The following is a 17,122-nucleotide window of genomic DNA, read 5'->3' as shown; positions in this document are numbered from 1 at the left end:
CGCTCTCGAGGATTTCGACGATCTTGATCTCTTCGTTCAGCATGACGGTCAGGAAGCCGTCGAGCACGTCGAAGTTGGCCTTCTGGCGCAGCAGACGCTTGATGGCCCAATCAAAACGGATATACCTGTCCTGCAACTCTCTTCTTTCCATCTCTTCTATGATTTTCAGATCTGATTCTTCCTTTTTCATAGTTACTGTTTTTTAGTTGTTACTTAATCCACAAATATACATATTATTTATGAACGGGAGTGCGGATCGGGAAGAATGTTCCGGATATTTTCAAAGGTGAAACAGGTGAATACCGATTTATCTGCGCCCGTCTATGGTAGGCGAATACACACCTCATATTACCACTTATTGTAAATAAAATATTATTTAACATTTAAACAAGCCAATAAAGGAAAGCACCAAAGGGTGCTTTTGGAAGGGAAGAAAAAGCTTTTTTCAGTCATTTGCCGGATTTTCGCCACGAAGACCGTCTTCATTGCCACGAGAACGGTCGCCATTGCCCACGAAGACGGTCGCCGTTCGCCATGAAGACGGTCGCCACGGTAACGACGACCGTCTTCATGGCGAAAAACTGCGCACCTCATGTGAAATAGACGGGAAAATCAGGGGCATAATCGGGGCATCCTCCGGCTTTACCCGGAAATATTCGATTCTCCGGGAGTTAAGGATTATCACATTGTCACTATTTCCTTGTTTAAACGACAATACGAGACAAATATCCGGACAAAATGCCAACTTCATAATGCTTATCATCATCAAACAAGCCTCCAAGCCGAACAAAATGTAACAAAAATACGAATCGGATTTTCAGATGAAATAGCCCAAAGAGGCAAAATGGGGGTTATTGTCTATTTTTTTCTTAGAGCCTGTTTAAATTTTGCTCGACACCGCTTCGAGATTACCGGTTATTCGGTTAACCACATAAAAAAACACTTCTGCAATATTACAGAAGTGTCAAGTTTGTAGCGAGACCCGGGATTGAACCGGGGACCTCATGATTATGAATCATGCGCTCTAACCAGCTGAGCTATCTCGCCATCATGTTGTCATCATTTCCCTGATTGACGCTGCAAAAGTAGAGCTTATTTTTATATTGTGCAACACTTTCATGAAAAAAAATTCAATTATTTTCGAGAGCTTCCTGTTAAGATCTTAATTCAGAGTTGCTTTTTTTGAAACAGATTTGGCAGATATCAATTCTTTTATTATCTTGCTGCCAATAAACACAATGAAAGATGAAAAAAGAGAAATTTCATATCGAATACATTTTCGATAAAGTTTCACGACGAAGCTTATGGAATCACCTCACTACTCCTCCAGGGTTATCCGCCTGGTTCGCCGATGATGTTATTATCAACGGTAACATGTATGTTTTTAAATGGAACAAAGCCGAACAGGAAGCGGAAGTACTGTCTATGAAACCGGAAATGAGCGTTCGTTACCGCTGGACGGATGAAGAGGATGAAAATGCCTATTTCGAATTCCAGATCCACAGCCATGAACTGACAGGATCGACTTCTTTGCAAATAACGGATTTTGCCGAGCTGGATGAAAAAAGGGATTCTATCGATTTATGGGACACGCAAGTAGAAGAACTGAGGCGTACGCTCGGTATTTAGGTTGTTTTAGTGATTTCCGTTAGCGATCATATCGTTTTTTCACTACTTTTGCGCCGTCAACCGGATAAGCAATGTTGAAAATAAAACGATTATATACATTTATGCTGCAGACTTTCCTGCCGTTGTTCTTGATGACCTTCGGTATCTGTCTGTTTATTGTGCTTATGCAGTTCCTGTGGAGGTACATTGACGACATGGTCGGGAAAGGTCTGGGGATTCCTGTTCTGGCGGAAATGTTTTTGTATGCCGCCCTATTCCTTGTGCCGATGGCACTCCCGCTGGCCATTTTGCTTGCCTCGCTTATGACGTTCGGGAATCTCGGCGAACGATTGGAATTGTTGGCTATGAAATCGGCGGGCGTTTCACTGGTCCATATCATGCGTCCGCTGATCATCACCATCAGTATTATAAGTATCGGGGCTTTCTTCTTCCAGAACTATGCCATGCCTGTCGTGCAGGTCAAACTCTACACGCTGCTTTGGTCCATGCGTCAGAAATCGCCGGAGTTGGATATTCCGGAAGGGGTTTTCTACGGCGAAATCACCGGATATAATGTATATGTAAAGCATAAAGACACCAAAACGGGGCTTCTTCGCGACATGATGATCTATGACTATTCCGAAGGGTTCAACAAGGTAAGCGTGATGGTCGCGGATTCGGGTCGCCTGAAAACTTCGGCGGACAAAATGTTCCTGGTCCTTTCCTTATTTAACGGAGAATCTTTCAGAAGCTTAGACAAGCAATCGAGCACTACGGGCACAAAAAGTTCCGTTCCCTACCAGAGGGAGACCTTCAAAAGCCGGGATATCCTGATCGAATTCGATGCAAACTTCTCACGGACGGACGAATCGTTCATGCAAAACCAGTTTATGGGTAAAAACATGCATGACCTGCAAATCTTCATTGACTCCGTTTCCGTACGTTTAGACAGCATACAAAACGTCAATGCCAAGAACGTTTACGAAACTTCATACAAAAAGACGCTTAAGAAGCCGCAAGACATAAAACAGAATAACGTAAAGGACGCTCCGAATAGCGAGAAATCCGATACAAAGGCGACACCGGAGGCCAAGAGGGACGAGCCGGTAATCGTCATGAACTTCGACAGCCTCTACCAGGCAGAAAATCCCGGAAAGAAGGCGACTATCCTGACACGTGCGAAATCGAGCATCGAAAATATGAAGGCCGATTACTTCTTCAAAGCAGCCACTATCGGAGAAGAGGCCTACAGGGTACGCCGCCATTTGACGGAATGGCACAACAAATTCACCATCTCGTTTGCTTGTCTGGTCTTCTTTTTCATCGGCGCACCGCTTGGGGCCATTATACGAAAAGGCGGCTTGGGGACTCCGGTGGTTCTTTCCGTTCTCCTTTTCATATTCTATTATGTTATCAACAACATCGGCTTCAAGATGGCCCGCGACGGCGTATGGGAAGCATGGCAGGGAATGTGGTTGAGTTCCGCCGTTTTGGCCCCGTTAGGTATCTTCCTGACTTATAAAGCGGTCAACGACTCCGTCATCCTGAATGCCGATACATACCTGAATGCCTTGAAAAATATATTCGGGAAACGTTCGGGCAGAAAAGTTGAAATGAAAGAGGTGATCATGTTCAACCCGGATTACGGGCAGATCATCCCCCGCCTGAAACAACTGGCAGAAGAAAGCAATGCCTATCTGGCCGCCCATAAACGGTGGACAAACTATTTCCGTTTCTGGAAACAGGGCGGTCGCGACCATACGGCCGAACAGTTGGCGGCAGAAATGGACGGCATCATCGAAGAGCTGTCCAATTCGGACCAGAACTTAGTCTTGAACAAGCTGATGGACTACCCGGTCATAAGCGGCTACAACCAGATAAATGCAAAAATAAACGGAAAAGCAGGGTTGGCAATCGGCCTCTTTTTCCCGATCGGGCTTCCGGTTTATCTGCTTGCCACGTACCAGCGCAAACTTTTGCGGCACGATATCAAAACGGTACAAAAGACAAGCAATGAACTGATTGACATAATTGAAAAATTACCCGTATCTTTGTGAAATAAGAAATATAAGTAAAACGAATATATGAGCGAAATCAAATTAAACACCATTGAAGAAGCTATTGAAGACTTCCGCGAAGGAAAATTCTTAATCGTTGTCGATGATGAAGATCGCGAAAATGAAGGTGATTTTATTATTGCCGCCGAAAAGATAACTCCCGAAAAAGTAAACTTCATGTTGAAAAACGGCCGTGGCGTACTGTGCGCACCGATCACGGAAGAACGTTGCCAGGAATTGGAGCTCGACATGCAGGTAGCAAACAACACCTCTTTGCTGGGGACTCCCTTTACAATAACAGTAGATAAATTAGGAGGCGGCTGCACGACAGGCGTTTCGATGTTCGACCGCGCAGAAACCATCCTGGCGCTTGCCGATCCGAAAACCAAGCCGTCCGACCTGGGCCGTCCGGGACATATCAATCCGCTCCGCGCCCGTTCGCGTGGCGTGTTGCGCCGTGCCGGACATACCGAAGCAGCTGTCGACCTGGCACGCCTCGCCGGTTTGTACCCGGCAGGCGCACTGATCGAAATCATCAATGAAGACGGGACCATGGCCCGCCTGCCCCAACTGATCGAGGTAGCCAAGAAGTTCGATATCAAAATCATCTGTATCAAAGACTTGATTTCGTATCGCCTGAAAACAGAATCGATCGTAGAAAATGGCGTCGAAGTAGACCTTCCCACCCAATATGGCCACTTCCGCCTGATCCCTTTCCGCCAGAAAAGCAACGGACTGGAACATATCGCCCTGATAAAAGGCAAGTTCGAGCCGGACGAACCGATTCTGGTACGCGTACATTCTTCTTGTGCAACCGGTGATATCTTCGGCTCCATGCGCTGCGAATGTGGCGAACAGTTGCACAAAGCCATGCAACGTATCGAAAAAGAAGGCAAGGGAGTAATCGTCTACCTGAACCAGGAAGGACGCGGCATCGGGCTGATGGAAAAGATGAAAGCCTATAAACTACAGGAAGACGGTCTGGACACTGTCGATGCAAACTTGCATCTCGGACACCAGGCCGACGAACGCGATTACGGCGTCGGGGCCCAGATCCTGCGCCACTTGGGCGTCACCAAGATGCGCCTGATGACCAACAATCCCGTCAAGCGTGTCGGACTGGAAGCATACGGGCTGACGGTCGTAGAAAACGTTCCTATCGAAGTCGCTCCGAATCCTTACAACGAATTTTACATGAAGACGAAAAAGGAACGCATGGGACACGTCTTACACAATATCAAATAATTCATAATTACATAATAACACTATCATGACACAAGTATCAGCACGTTTAGCAAGTTTGTCGCCTTCCGCAACATTGGCGATGTCCCAGAAGAGCAATGAATTAAAGGCCCAGGGAGTTGATGTTATCAACCTGAGTGTCGGAGAACCCGACTTCAACACTCCCGAACCGATCAAGGAAGCGGCCAAAAAAGCGATCGATGAAAACTATTCCCGTTATTCTCCCGTAGCCGGTTATCCGGCTTTGCGCAACGCCATCGTTGCCAAGTTGAAAAACGAAAACGGATTGGAATACACAGCCAACCAGATTTCTTGCGCAAATGGTGCCAAACAATCCGTTTGTAATACAATCATGGTATTGGTAAATCCGGGCGACGAAGTGATTATCCCGGCTCCGTTCTGGGTCAGCTATCCGGAAATGGTGAAATTGGCCGAAGGAAAACCCGTGACCGTTGCGGCCGGTATCGAACAAGATTTCAAGATCACCCCGGCACAGCTGGAAGCGGCTATCACACCGAAAACAAAGGCGTTGATCCTCTGCTCCCCGTCTAACCCGACCGGTTCGGTCTACAGCGCGGAAGAATTGGCAGGCCTGGCCGAAATCCTGAAAAAACATCCGGAAATCATCGTGATTGCAGACGAGATCTACGAACATATCAACTACATCGGCAAACATAACAGCATCGCACAGATAGACGGGATGAAAGACCGTACGGTTATCGTCAACGGTGTTTCCAAAGCCTATGCCATGACTGGGTGGCGCATCGGTTTCATCGCCGGACCGGAATGGATCGTAAAGGCTGTAAACAAATTGCAGGGACAATACACTTCAGGCCCGTGCTCCGTATCCCAGAAAGCGGCAGAAGCTGCCTACACCGGCTCACAGGCTCCGGTTGAAGAAATGCGTCAGGCATTCGAACGCCGCCGCAACCTGATCGTCGGCTTGGCGAAGGAAGTTCCGGGATTCGAAGTAAACCAGCCGGAAGGCGCTTTCTACCTGTTCCCGAAATGCAGCTATTACTTTGGTAAGACCGACGGCACACGCACGATCGAGAATGCCGACGACCTGGCCATGTACCTGTTGGAAGTCGCCCATGTCGCTTGCGTTGGCGGTACCTCTTTCGGCGCCCCCGAATGCATCCGCATGAGCTACGCTACCAGCGATGAAAACATTGTGGAAGCCATCAAGCGTATCAAAGAGGCTTTGGCCGCATTGAAATAAGCGTTACATACAAATCAGGCACGGTGGAATCCGTGCCTAAAAATAGAAAAGGAGATGTTCATCACGAAACACCTCCTTTTTTTATTTTGTTCTGCCGAAGCAAAAATTATTCGGCACGCAAAGTGAAGCGTTTGAATGCCAGGATCTGCAATTCAGGATCAGCTTCCTTCATCGTTTCTCTTACAGTCTTCTTGCCATCCATGATATCTTCCTGGTTCAGCAAGCAAACTTCCTTCAAGAACTTGCCAAGACGGCCCTTAGCGATGTTCTCGATCATCTGCTGAGGCAGGTTTGCAGCTTTTTCAGCTGAAACAGTAGCGATGATTTCTTTTGCCTTGGCAACATCTTCAGCCGTGATCCAGCCTTTAGCCATGTTGCTTTCCATGTGGTCCTCGCTATCTACGTGCGAAGGATTGATACCGGCTTTTTTCAGGGCAGCTTCAACAGCTTTCTGCACCTGTTCAGCCTTTGTCTTTTCGATAGCCACCTGGATTTCCTGTTCTTTTACAGATTCAGGGACACCGGATTCGTCGATAGCGATCGGGTTCATGGCAGCGATCTGCATAGCGACGTTGTGAGCAGCCTCTTCAGATTCCTTGTTGAATGCGACAATCGTACACAACTGGTTCTTGCCCATGTGGTTGTAAACAGTGGTATAAGCGCCTTCCACTACGTTATAGCCATCCAACTCCATCTTTTCGCCTGTGATACCGCTACGATCGGTAACAGCATCCTGCACAGTGCCCTTCCCCATCGGCAAAGCCTTCACTTCGTCCAGAGTCTTGCACTTGTTAGCCACAGCGGCATCCAGGATAGCCTGAGCCAGTGCGATGAAATCTTCATTCTTAGCCACGAAGTCAGTTTCGCACTTCAAAGCGATGATAGCAGCGAATTCGCCGTCTTTCTTTGCCAATACGCAACCTTCAGCAGCGTCGCGGTCAGAACGCTTAGCAGCAATAGCCTGTCCTTTTTTACGGATAATTTCCATTGCTTTTTCGATGTCACCGTCAGATTCGGTCAAAGCCTTCTTGCAGTCCATCATACCGGCTCCGCTCATTTTGCGCAGCTTGGTAATATCAGCCATAGTTACAGCCATAATCTTATTTCCTTATTTATTAAATGTTTACTTTATTAATAGACAATGGACAATTGACAATTGACAATTCAAGTCAAAAGCCAATTGCCCATCGTTTCATTTTATGTTTCTCTTAATTTTCAATTGTCAATTATCAATTGTCAATTGAATTACTCTTCGTCCTTAGCGAATTTGTCAGCAACGTTAGCGTTCAGCGCTTCGTCGTCTTCCTTCTTAGTACGTTCTTTCTTTACAGCCGCTTTCGCTTTGCGTTCTCTTTTAGGAGCTTCGCCTTCGCCGGCAGCTTCCGTATCGATCTTTTCAGCTTTACGTTCCTGCAGACCTTCGTTCATTGCTTCGCAGATAGCGCCCAAGATCACTTCTACAGATTTTGTAGCGTCGTCGTTAGCCGGGATCACGTAGTCGATGTTGTTCGGGTCGGAGTTCGTATCAACCATACCGAATACAGGGATACCCAGACGGTTCGCTTCGCGGACTGCGATATGTTCTTTCATTACGTCAACAACGAACAAAGCGGACGGAAGACGAGTCAGGTCCACGATAGAACCCAAAGTCTTTTCCAACTTAGCACGCTGGCGAGTGATCTGAAGTTTTTCTCTCTTGGAAAGATTATCAAATGTACCATCTTTTGTCATCTTATCGATAGTAGCCATCTTCTTGATAGCTTTACGGATAGTCGGGAAGTTGGTCAACATACCACCCGGCCAGCGTTCGATCACGTAAGGCATACCTACTGAAGAAGCCTTATCGGCGACAACTTGTTTAGCTTGTTTTTTAGTAGCAACGAAAAGTACTTTCTTACCCTGTTTTGCCAGGTTCTTCATTACTTCTGCCGCTTCGTCTACTTTAGCAACTGTTTTATATAAGTCAATGATATGAATACCATTGCGCTCCATGAAGATATAAGGAGCCATTGCGGGGTTCCACTTTCTTTTTAAGTGTCCGAAGTGTACGCCAGCTTCTAATAACTGATCAAAATTAACTCTTGACATTGTTTTTTTCTTAAAATCGTTTACTTTCTTTTGTTTAACTCAATCATCAGGTAGTCCTCCCGTATGTCAGCATATAAAAAGAATCCTGATAATTTAGATACTAAACGCTTTGCTATACTTGTAAGGGACTCACAAATAAGATTAACGTTTACTGAACTGGAATCTCTTACGAGCTTTAGGACGTCCCGGTTTCTTACGTTCAACAGCACGCGGGTCACGAGTGACGAAACCTTCTGCGCGAAGAGCGGATTTGTCTTCCGGATTGATCTTAACCAGTGCGCGGGCGATAGCCAGGCGAGCAGCTTCAGACTGTCCTTTGAAACCACCTCCATCGAGGTTGATCTTGATATCATATTGTTCTGCAACGTTCAGCTTTGCGAGCGGCTGCTTAACAATGAACTGAAGGATTGTAGAAGGAAAGTAATTAGCCAGATCACGTTTGTTGATAGTAATCTTTCCTGTACCTTCGCTTACGAATACGCGAGCAACTGCTGCCTTACGTCTTCCTATTGCATTTACTACTTCCATTGTGATTATTTATATGAGTTTATATCGATTAATTTAGGCTGCTGAGCTTCGTGTTTGTGCTCTGTTCCTGCATATACATACAGATTTTTCAACAGTTTGGCACCCAGACGATTCTTCGGAAGCATACCTTTCACTACTTTACGGAACAGACGGTCGTCACCTTTAGCCTGCAAATCAGCCGGCGTGTAAGCGATCTGTCCACCGGGATATCCGGTATATCTCAAATAAATACGATCGTTCCATTTGTTACCTGTCAGAACGATTTTGTCTGCATTGATGATAATTACGTTATCACCACAATCAACGTGCGGAGTAAAGTTGGGTTTGTACTTACCGCGCAAAAGCTTCGCTACCTTTGCGCAAAGGCGTCCCAAAGTCTGTCCTTCGGCGTCAACAATGACCCACTCTTTGTTTACAGTTGCTTTGTTTGCAGAAATGGTCTTAAAACTTAAAGTATCCACTTGCTTAAAAAATTAATAAATTAATAACTCTAAAAAACAAGAATCCAATCCCCGCGTGCGCTGTCGCTACGGACACTTGACGCAACAACGTGCTAAGAATTAAACTCTTAGTACAATTTTGATAATATTCGGCTTGCAAAGGTACGGTTTTTCCGCAAAACACAAAACTTTTCGCAGAAAGAATTTACACAAGTAGGTCAATTACAGGAAAAAAAGGTCCGGCAACCTGCAAGCTACCGGACCTTCGCCTATTAATCTTCTGCAAACGATTATTCCAACTACAATTCCGCAATCGTCCCGGCATCCAGGCCGGTACACTCCATAATGGCAGTGACCTCCATGCCTTTTCGTTTCATGTTAAGGGCCACTTGGCGGACACCTTTTTCCAGTCCTTTTTCCAGTCCTCTTTTCAGCCCTTTTTCCAGTCCTTTTTTCAGTCCGTCTTCCAGTCCTTTTTTCAGTCCTTTGTCCACCCCTTCCTGATAGCCTTTCTCTATTGCATAATCCCACGTGTTCTGATTGTCACGATAGACTTTCAGACATTCTTCATACTCCATCCGTTCTTTTTTGTTGAGATTAACAATCTTAGCCAACTTTTCAAGTCTCTCGAACAAAGCCTTTTGACCCTTGAATGGTATTGTTTTTAACTGTTCCATATATTTCAATGTATAAAGCCAATAATCCAAACCCGTTTTACACTCCTCCTCTTTCTTATCGAAAAAGGGCATCTCAATAAACACTTCGCGCAGCAGGTTACTGGCTTGGCAACCTGTTTCACGATTCGCGAGCACAATATCCGTACGCACCTTATCGTTTTTACCCGACTTGAAGTTCAGGAAAAAGATGCCATAGACCGGACATAAAGAGAAGTTCCATTGTTCACCTTTCCTGTCCTGATCACAGATCATACGACAAAGATAATATAATCCTCGTTCAAAAAAATAAGTTTGCAGTGAATTCTGGACCTCAACGATAAAAACAGCCCCATCTTTATCCTTACATTTCAGATCGAACACGGCATTGCGCCCATCGGGGCAATCAGCAGGAGCTTCCACGTTCATAAAAGACAGTTCAACGATCGCACGTTCGCCCTCCAAAAGGTCATTCAACAGATCAATCAAAAGCGCCTTACTATCCTCTCTTCCGAAAAGGAGTTTGAAACCACGATCCACAAAGGGATTGATAAATATAGCCATAGTTATATGGTTTTAGTTGTTGATTATAAGAAGAAAGAAGATTCATTCCCTCTTTCCTTACCGGCAAAGATAACATTTATTTGGAACAGCCCATAGGCTATGCATCAAAAAGTTATATTTTGCTCCCAAAAACACCTCCCTGTCCGGAAAGACACACACAACCTCCCTTATATCACAAAGGGCACGAAGAAAATCTCCGCGCCCTAAGCTACCTATATCCCGTTAAGGATTGGTGTATGTAAGTTAAATGAAAAAATATAGGCTTATTCTTTATTCAATGTCATACTTGGATCTGATAAGAAGTTTGCAATTTGAGATTCGCCGGAATAGTTGCCATCCCCCAGGATTGTTCCCGATATATAACATCTAAACTTCAAAGATTCATTTACAGAAACGCCAGCTTTTATAGTCATACTATATTTTCCATCACTTGGACGAGTAAATCTTGTTATATACTCTGCCGGGGTTACAGTAATTGAGACATCCTTGTCTATATTAGAGGTACGAATATAATGCCTCTTCAAATTTGCATTCGTAATCACATAATCCTTTTGCAAAATGTAATTATTAGAATAAGTTATAGATACATCATTATAACCTTCTGCTTTGAGATAAATCGTACCGGCAGCTCCACGTTGCGTAGTTTTCAACGTTACAGTATTTTGACCTGCATGCCCGCTATAAGACATGGAATTAATGCCATTTCCGGAAATCGCTACCGTTGCATCACTTTCCATATTGAATTTCAAAGTAAAAGTCGAACCTGCTTCGTAATAAACTGGGCCTGCAGAGATATCAGAGAATACTTTCTTTCCTGCCAATCTCATTATAAAGGTTCCATCCTCAAAATAGTCATTCGTTATCGTAGGATTGTCCACCACAGCTTGAATCGTCTTAAACATTAATGTTTTATCGCCAGTACTTTTAGCTTCGTAGATATAATAGATAGTACCATCTTTATGTTCTACCAGCATATCCTCCTGCCCGGCAGTTTTAACCGGATTCAAACCATCCGCTTTGATATAGCACTTTATAGGAAGCAAGGTTTCCGGAAAATCCGATGGGATTGTAAACTTCAAAGGAATCTCCTGTCCTACACGATTTTCAGCATAACCCGCCGATTGAGGCTTAAAATCATATTGTTTGCTGATAAAGACAGTTACAATACGGGTCAATACGCCGGCATTTACACGCAGCATAGCGGAGTCCAATGCCAAATTCGTTAGATCACCCCCCGGAAGTGCAACCCGCGTTGTGACTGTTCCGCCATATCCGACAGACAACGATGTTTCTTCCGTTACATCCGGTAAAATAGATGTAGACTGATGACCATTATGAATTAATTTAATTGATATCTTTTCATTATCAGTAGCAGAACCTCCATTTGGATAATAATTTGCTTTAAATGTCAACGTTCCATCCTTCACAAACAAGTGGTAAACCGGATCAACGACCAGTTTATTTCCCACTTTATCCGAAACAGTCGTAGCCTCTTTGATGACTTCCACATAAATATTGTTGGTAGGTGTTGCATTCAATGCTTCCTCAAAAGTCTTACTGCCTTCTGCCCCTTCCTCTATTTTATTAATAATAACTTTATATACATAGTTTCGCTCAATCTGATATGGACTACCCTCTGGGTCCAATAACTGAATCTTATAATACTGATTCAGATCTTTTCTTTTGACGATCACAGAAGTCTGGTTGTCATACGTGTTTTCATATTCATACAGATATTTAGGATCCATATTGCACTGTGAAGCAGTATGAGTCACCAAAGAATAACCCGGTGCGACATTCAATGTTCCTTCTTGCGCAATAACCGTTCCTTTGTCAGCATAATGAGAAAGGGCGAAACCTCCAACCTCAAAACCACTTCCAGCAGCAGCTTCCACCGTTACTTTTGCATAATTGCGAAGCATTGTGACAGAGAGGGTTTGAGACAAGTCTACGTTAGAAACACTCCCCCATGCCACATAAAAATTATCCGTCCCGGAAATTAGTGAAGACATTAAAGAAGACTCTGTTTCTCCGTTAGGTGTCATGTAAGCACCATCCGTCCACTTGTAGTTAGCGACAAAATGGATTGTCGAAGTATTGATCGGTACTAACGCGGAACCAGTACCGGAAGTTGTACCCGATTCCTGTGCAACCTTTGCTTCCACCCGTCCTAAAAAAGAACCGCCATCATCGAAAGTCATTAAAGAGATCGTTTCGACCGTGTTTTCATCCGCTGCTTTTGTTGTTATTTCTTTAAAATCAGGGATATCATTTACCTGGAAATTCAGTTGGACTTTATTTCCTTCTATCACCTTTTCCTGATCCGAATTTAAAATATCATCCGTACAAGAGAATAAGGCTAATAGCATCACCGAAAATATATATATGATTTGTTTCATTGTTGTTTATATTTTAATAATTAGACCTTATTCATTTATATAAATATCTCTCACGCAACGAACAGCCTTAGTTCCTGCTACACGAGGATCCATCAAATAGATTAAAGCAGGAGTCGCGCACCAATAATTTGCTCCTTCCAAAATACGTTTAACAGCACAAGTTTGCGTATTTTGCAATATATCAATCAAATAAAGCTCAGCTTTTGTCGGGACACGCCATTTTCCCACAGTTCCTTCCGGATAATTATTATAATCCAAATCCTGCTCTATATAGCCCGCACAAAACTCTTCATGCGATTGTTTTTCTTTACTATTATTTGTTCCATTCTGAGAAGCCAGTACAAAATAAGGAGAAATACGATAGTTATTGGTTTCATTCTGAACCGTACGTGGAACTGTCCCTACATATCGGTTAGAAGTTGATCCATTTGTCTTAGAACTGACATATTTATTAAAAGTCTTATCTGCTGTTTCCGGATATGCCAAAACTGCATTGTTTTGTATATAAGTAGCAAATTGACTCGCTACTTTTTGACGATCACTAAGAGTTCCCAAATGCCCATTCCTGCTCCAATCAGAGCCAATACTACTCCAACTCTCTTCTAATTCAAACCAATTACTTCCTACGCCAATTTTAGTAAAATCGGCAATCAATGATTTAAACTCATACATATTTCGATTATTCTGATTATCATTATTACCTGTTACCTCATTTAATGATGTACTTGCTGTAATATACAACGGCGGATACTGATGAATCTTCACATCCTCACTTAACCCATCCTCATTTGTAACCGTAAACGAAATCTCTTTCGGGACAAAATTAATCGGGAGATCACTACTTATATTAATAGAACCACTATTACCCTCACTCTTTGTCACAATCACCTTCAATTTCTGATTAGCAGTCCCATTTGATACAACTGGGGTTGAAATCGTTATCGGTGAAGAAGACTGGAACATTGTCGAGATTGAAGTCATATTCGGCATCGTCATTTCCGTATTGGCAACAACCAAGAAAGCCGGGTCTACAATATCGACAGATATCTCACGAATCCTAACATCCCACGGTTTCAAAGTCCAATTAAATTTTGCTTCACGCGTATTGACATCGATCGTTCCTACTATATCATACAAGTTGCCGTGAACGACTCCATTGGTATTACAGTCTGCATTTTTTGCAGGATTGAATACCAACTTATATGACTTCTCCATATTGTCAATCGTTTCAGTCATCTCTTGCGTGGTTTTGGTTTCAGAAGAAACAACCGTTGTTTTATCAAATCGGCCTGAGTTTCCCCAACCACCACCGCCTTGGTCACTTTTCCACTGATACTCTGCTGAGAATGTTTCTATCGTTTTCTCTGTAAACGTTCCATATTTCAAATTTCCATCCACCGTTACAGTCAACGGATTCTCTTGTGGGCTAAATGTTTTTTCATATGTATAAAAAGGGACTGTGGCAGTTCCATCCGAAAGCTTAACTTCAAAATCCTTTACCAAGTAAGAACTGTTATCATCCGCATTAACAGCAGTTTCCGTTGTTTCCATAAATGAGTTTGACTTTAGAGCGCCATTCGATATCATAACATTAGAAATTGCAAATATCCACGCTTTTTTAGTTGTGGTTGTCGTCCTTACGTTGTTAGGAACGTACAGCCATTTACCTGAATGAGAATGTGAAGTAATTTTACATTCGCCAGGCTTATCACTTCCCACTTCATATTGACCCGGATTTTTTGTAGCTATCCCTACTAAATCCTCCATAGACCATTTTTCCTCTACAATGGGTTCTCCCACTTCCTCTGGCTGCACATTCACTTTAAACGACAAATCGATCCGTGCAGCAAGCTGGGTCAGTTCGACCTGTATGTTATTTGCTTGTCCTTTGCCTATCGTAACCTCTTGTTCTCCGAATTTCACCAAATTTGCAGCATTAAAAGTCGCAGCACCCTGATCCTCTAATGTTTCCTTCAAAGCTTTAAAGGCATTATATGTGTTTGCGGCTTGGATATTCTCTTTTGACAAAGACGAATTTGCCAAAACAAGCATATTATATGTACCGCCTTTCACTAAAATATCAGATACGGAATAGTAAGCCCGTCCATCATTCAAATTGCCGGTAGCCGCATCAAAAGTATTATACGAAAAACCGACTCTCTCATGGGTGCTCACATCAAAGAATGCGATTGCACATGTGTTTATCGTGATTTCATCGGGAGTCGAATGTCCATAGCCGTCCGCGAGGGCTTTTGTCATCACTCCTTTGGTGGTCAACGAAATATTCACACCCGAATCAGGAGCAGAACTATCTATCAATTCTTCATCCGTACAAGCCGACATCATAAACAGACCGGCTGTCACTATCGATATAATGTTTCTTAGTTTCATAATACTTACCTTTTACTTTTACCCTGATTAAACTTATTTTATTACCTCCTGCATTTCCTGTTCTACTTTATTATACTTCCAATCTTTCGTCACAACCTTGATGGTAGCGACAGCATTGGTAATCGTAACATGCAACTGATAGAGATTGCCGGCAAGGACTTTAGCAGCATCATCGCCTATGCCTCCAGTCTTCACAAAGAATGTACATTCGCCCGGAATACCTTCAACTTCATATTTGATAGTCACTTTCGTCTTATGATCAGTTGCGTTTGCATTTTGATACGTATAAAAGCGATGATTTAGCGGATGAGAACTGCTCTCGATCTGCGTTATTTTAGCAGCATCGCCATTTGCTTTTTCGACTTTATCATTGTAGGCTATCATAAAAGAAGTATTACCACCGTCGTTTCCAGCAAAAACTTTATCACTTTCAGACAGTTCCTTCTTTTCATCCGTCGGATACAATACCGTATTGACCACTTGCGGGCTTATAATAACGTCTTTAACGATCGCTCTGATCTGCGGAGCAGTAATATCAGCATTACCATTTTTAGTGATGGAGTTGATTTCCCCTTCATTGTTTTTTCCATTATGGGAAGTAACAAGGTCTGCAAGTGTAGTTCCTCCTACAGTTACGACCTTAAAAGACATTAGTTCTATTGCAGCGGCGCGGAGTCCTAACGCTATATCCGTAAGCCCACACCTTACAGTACCATTTTCGTTACAAGCAAAATCTGTTGTTTTGTTAGAAGTCTGATATCCATTTGTTTGATCCTGGTCATAAGGTTTGATCGTACCTTCTCCCACTTTAATAAAGTCAGTCAGAGAGTTACCTTTATCCTGATGATTCTTTCCGACAGTACTCTGTTTCAGGCTCTTCAGCGATGTAGCACTTAGATATAGCCCATTTGCAAAAGTATCAGCATTGTCTGATTTCATGCCAACAGCAAAAACTGTCAGAACCGGCTTTTCATTAGATACTTTCACTAAGATATGCTTATTTAAAGTATATTTGTTTTTATCAGTAGCCGATCTTGTGATATCAGCACTTTCATAATGTCTGCGCCCGATAATATCATCTCCGTTTGCGACAAAAACAAAACATTCGTTTACAGCCATTTCCGTACTATTTTCCATCTCGCTGTAATCCGAATCTTCTGATTCTGTAACACCTGTCGTTGCTTTCGTATTCAATTCCGTTCCTGCCGAAATATTGAATTGAAGGGCTGCATATACATCCTCGGACACGCCCTCTACTTCGCCTCCCATATTCGGAGCAATATCGTCTTCCATTGAACAAGAAAACATGGCTACAAGGAACCCTATACCTAATGCGATGTTTTTGAGTTTCATATTGTTTATTTTTTATTGTTTTTATCTTTGTTCTAATTTCTCCAGTGATTGACGTAGTTCTAATAGGACTATGTCGTTTTTTTATTTTGAAAATCAAGACTTAAACTAAATCCATCATTCTATACGCTTGTCTAAAAACTCCTGTAATCGCCTGTTTTTCAGTTCTTCTTACACTAAGTTCTATTAGAACTATGTCGTTTTTATCCCTGTTTTTAACTTTACATTGCAAAAATAGACCAGATATCTAAGAGAGATAATAGGCACGACTTTCATCTTTAAGGGGTAAATGTGGCAATCATCCAAATTGAGAGAAATACCTCTCGAAACGATAGATTCACTATAATAGAATTGAAAACAAAAACAACTATCATACGTCTTTTTATAAAATTTGTCCGCCGCTTTCAGATAAATCCAAAGATGACAGACAAACCATATTTCTTACTTATTGTACGATTTTCCAAAATACCCATTGGTCCGGATCGAAACAGTAGCGCATAAAATTTGATTTTATACCCCATATATTTCAAATTTCCCGCAAGGGTAATATTTTTTAAGAAACAAGATATTTGGCAAGAGT

Annotated in this window: 13 protein-coding genes, 1 tRNA gene and 1 pseudogene; 5 read left to right on the top strand and 10 right to left on the bottom strand. The window is 42.9% G+C overall.

Features of this window, described 5'->3' with window-relative positions; all coding sequences use genetic code 11:
• Positions 1-190: pseudogene (locus RDN79_RS16185) on the bottom strand (hypothetical protein); the annotation flags it as partial.
• A 295-nt stretch (positions 191-485) separates the two neighbouring features.
• Here RDN79_RS16185 and RDN79_RS16180 point away from each other — a divergent pair.
• The gene (locus RDN79_RS16180) at positions 486-797 is read left to right on the top strand and encodes a hypothetical protein (RefSeq protein ID WP_298551229.1); all 312 of its coding nucleotides are present in this window, start codon (positions 486-488) and stop codon (positions 795-797) included.
• A 176-nt stretch (positions 798-973) separates the two neighbouring features.
• Here RDN79_RS16180 and RDN79_RS16175 read toward each other — a convergent pair.
• Positions 974-1,047: transfer RNA gene (locus RDN79_RS16175), tRNA-Met, on the bottom strand.
• A 198-nt stretch (positions 1,048-1,245) separates the two neighbouring features.
• Between RDN79_RS16175 and RDN79_RS16170 the strand changes: the two genes are divergently transcribed.
• The 4 genes from RDN79_RS16170 to RDN79_RS16155 all read left to right on the top strand — a co-directional run bounded on the left by RDN79_RS16170 (position 1,246) and on the right by RDN79_RS16155 (position 6,129).
• On the top strand, positions 1,246-1,629 hold the full coding sequence (locus RDN79_RS16170; RefSeq protein WP_298551231.1) for an START-like domain-containing protein: 384 nt from the start codon (positions 1,246-1,248) through the stop codon (positions 1,627-1,629).
• Between the two features lie 101 nt (positions 1,630-1,730).
• Positions 1,731-3,665, top strand: coding sequence for an LptF/LptG family permease (locus RDN79_RS16165; protein WP_298551232.1), 1,935 nt, complete (start codon positions 1,731-1,733; stop codon positions 3,663-3,665).
• A 27-nt stretch (positions 3,666-3,692) separates the two neighbouring features.
• The gene (locus tag RDN79_RS16160) at positions 3,693-4,910 is read left to right on the top strand and encodes a bifunctional 3,4-dihydroxy-2-butanone-4-phosphate synthase/GTP cyclohydrolase II (RefSeq protein WP_298551234.1); all 1,218 of its coding nucleotides are present in this window, start codon (positions 3,693-3,695) and stop codon (positions 4,908-4,910) included.
• A 25-nt stretch (positions 4,911-4,935) separates the two neighbouring features.
• Entirely contained in the window at positions 4,936-6,129 is a 1,194-nt protein-coding gene (locus RDN79_RS16155; RefSeq protein ID WP_298551236.1) for a pyridoxal phosphate-dependent aminotransferase, read from the top strand.
• A 106-nt stretch (positions 6,130-6,235) separates the two neighbouring features.
• On the opposite strand, the gene tsf is transcribed toward RDN79_RS16155, so the two are convergent.
• The 8 genes from tsf to RDN79_RS16115 all read right to left on the bottom strand — a co-directional run bounded on the left by tsf (position 6,236) and on the right by RDN79_RS16115 (position 16,545).
• Positions 6,236-7,225: a translation elongation factor Ts gene (gene tsf / locus RDN79_RS16150; RefSeq protein ID WP_298551238.1), complete on the bottom strand. Its 990-nt coding sequence runs from the start codon at positions 7,223-7,225 to the stop codon at positions 6,236-6,238.
• 149 nt (positions 7,226-7,374) lie between these two features.
• Complete coding sequence (gene rpsB, locus RDN79_RS16145) at positions 7,375-8,217, bottom strand: 30S ribosomal protein S2 (protein WP_005637640.1); 843 nt, start codon at positions 8,215-8,217, stop codon at positions 7,375-7,377.
• A 141-nt stretch (positions 8,218-8,358) separates the two neighbouring features.
• Positions 8,359-8,745, bottom strand: coding sequence for a 30S ribosomal protein S9 (gene rpsI, locus RDN79_RS16140; RefSeq protein ID WP_005637642.1), 387 nt, complete (start codon positions 8,743-8,745; stop codon positions 8,359-8,361).
• Positions 8,746-8,750: 5 nt separating this feature from the next.
• A complete protein-coding gene (gene rplM, locus RDN79_RS16135) occupies positions 8,751-9,206 on the bottom strand; it encodes a 50S ribosomal protein L13 (protein ID WP_186931513.1) in 456 nt (151 codons plus the stop codon).
• A 278-nt stretch (positions 9,207-9,484) separates the two neighbouring features.
• On the bottom strand, positions 9,485-10,402 hold the full coding sequence (locus RDN79_RS16130; protein ID WP_298551242.1) for an Rpn family recombination-promoting nuclease/putative transposase: 918 nt from the start codon (positions 10,400-10,402) through the stop codon (positions 9,485-9,487).
• Positions 10,403-10,665: 263 nt separating this feature from the next.
• Positions 10,666-12,801, bottom strand: coding sequence for a hypothetical protein (locus tag RDN79_RS16125; RefSeq protein WP_298551244.1), 2,136 nt, complete (start codon positions 12,799-12,801; stop codon positions 10,666-10,668).
• Between the two features lie 27 nt (positions 12,802-12,828).
• Positions 12,829-15,192 (bottom strand): hypothetical protein, encoded by a 2,364-nt coding sequence (locus RDN79_RS16120; protein ID WP_298551246.1) that lies wholly within the window; start codon positions 15,190-15,192, stop codon positions 12,829-12,831.
• A gap of 33 nt (positions 15,193-15,225) precedes the next feature.
• Complete coding sequence (locus tag RDN79_RS16115) at positions 15,226-16,545, bottom strand: hypothetical protein (protein WP_298551248.1); 1,320 nt, start codon at positions 16,543-16,545, stop codon at positions 15,226-15,228.
• Positions 16,546-17,122 lie beyond the last annotated feature (577 nt).

The organism is uncultured Parabacteroides sp., from assembly GCF_902493135.1.
Lineage (GTDB): Bacteria > Bacteroidota > Bacteroidia > Bacteroidales > Tannerellaceae > Parabacteroides.
Note: the sequence above shows the minus strand (reverse complement) of the source record. Positions and strands in the feature narration are given on the sequence as shown.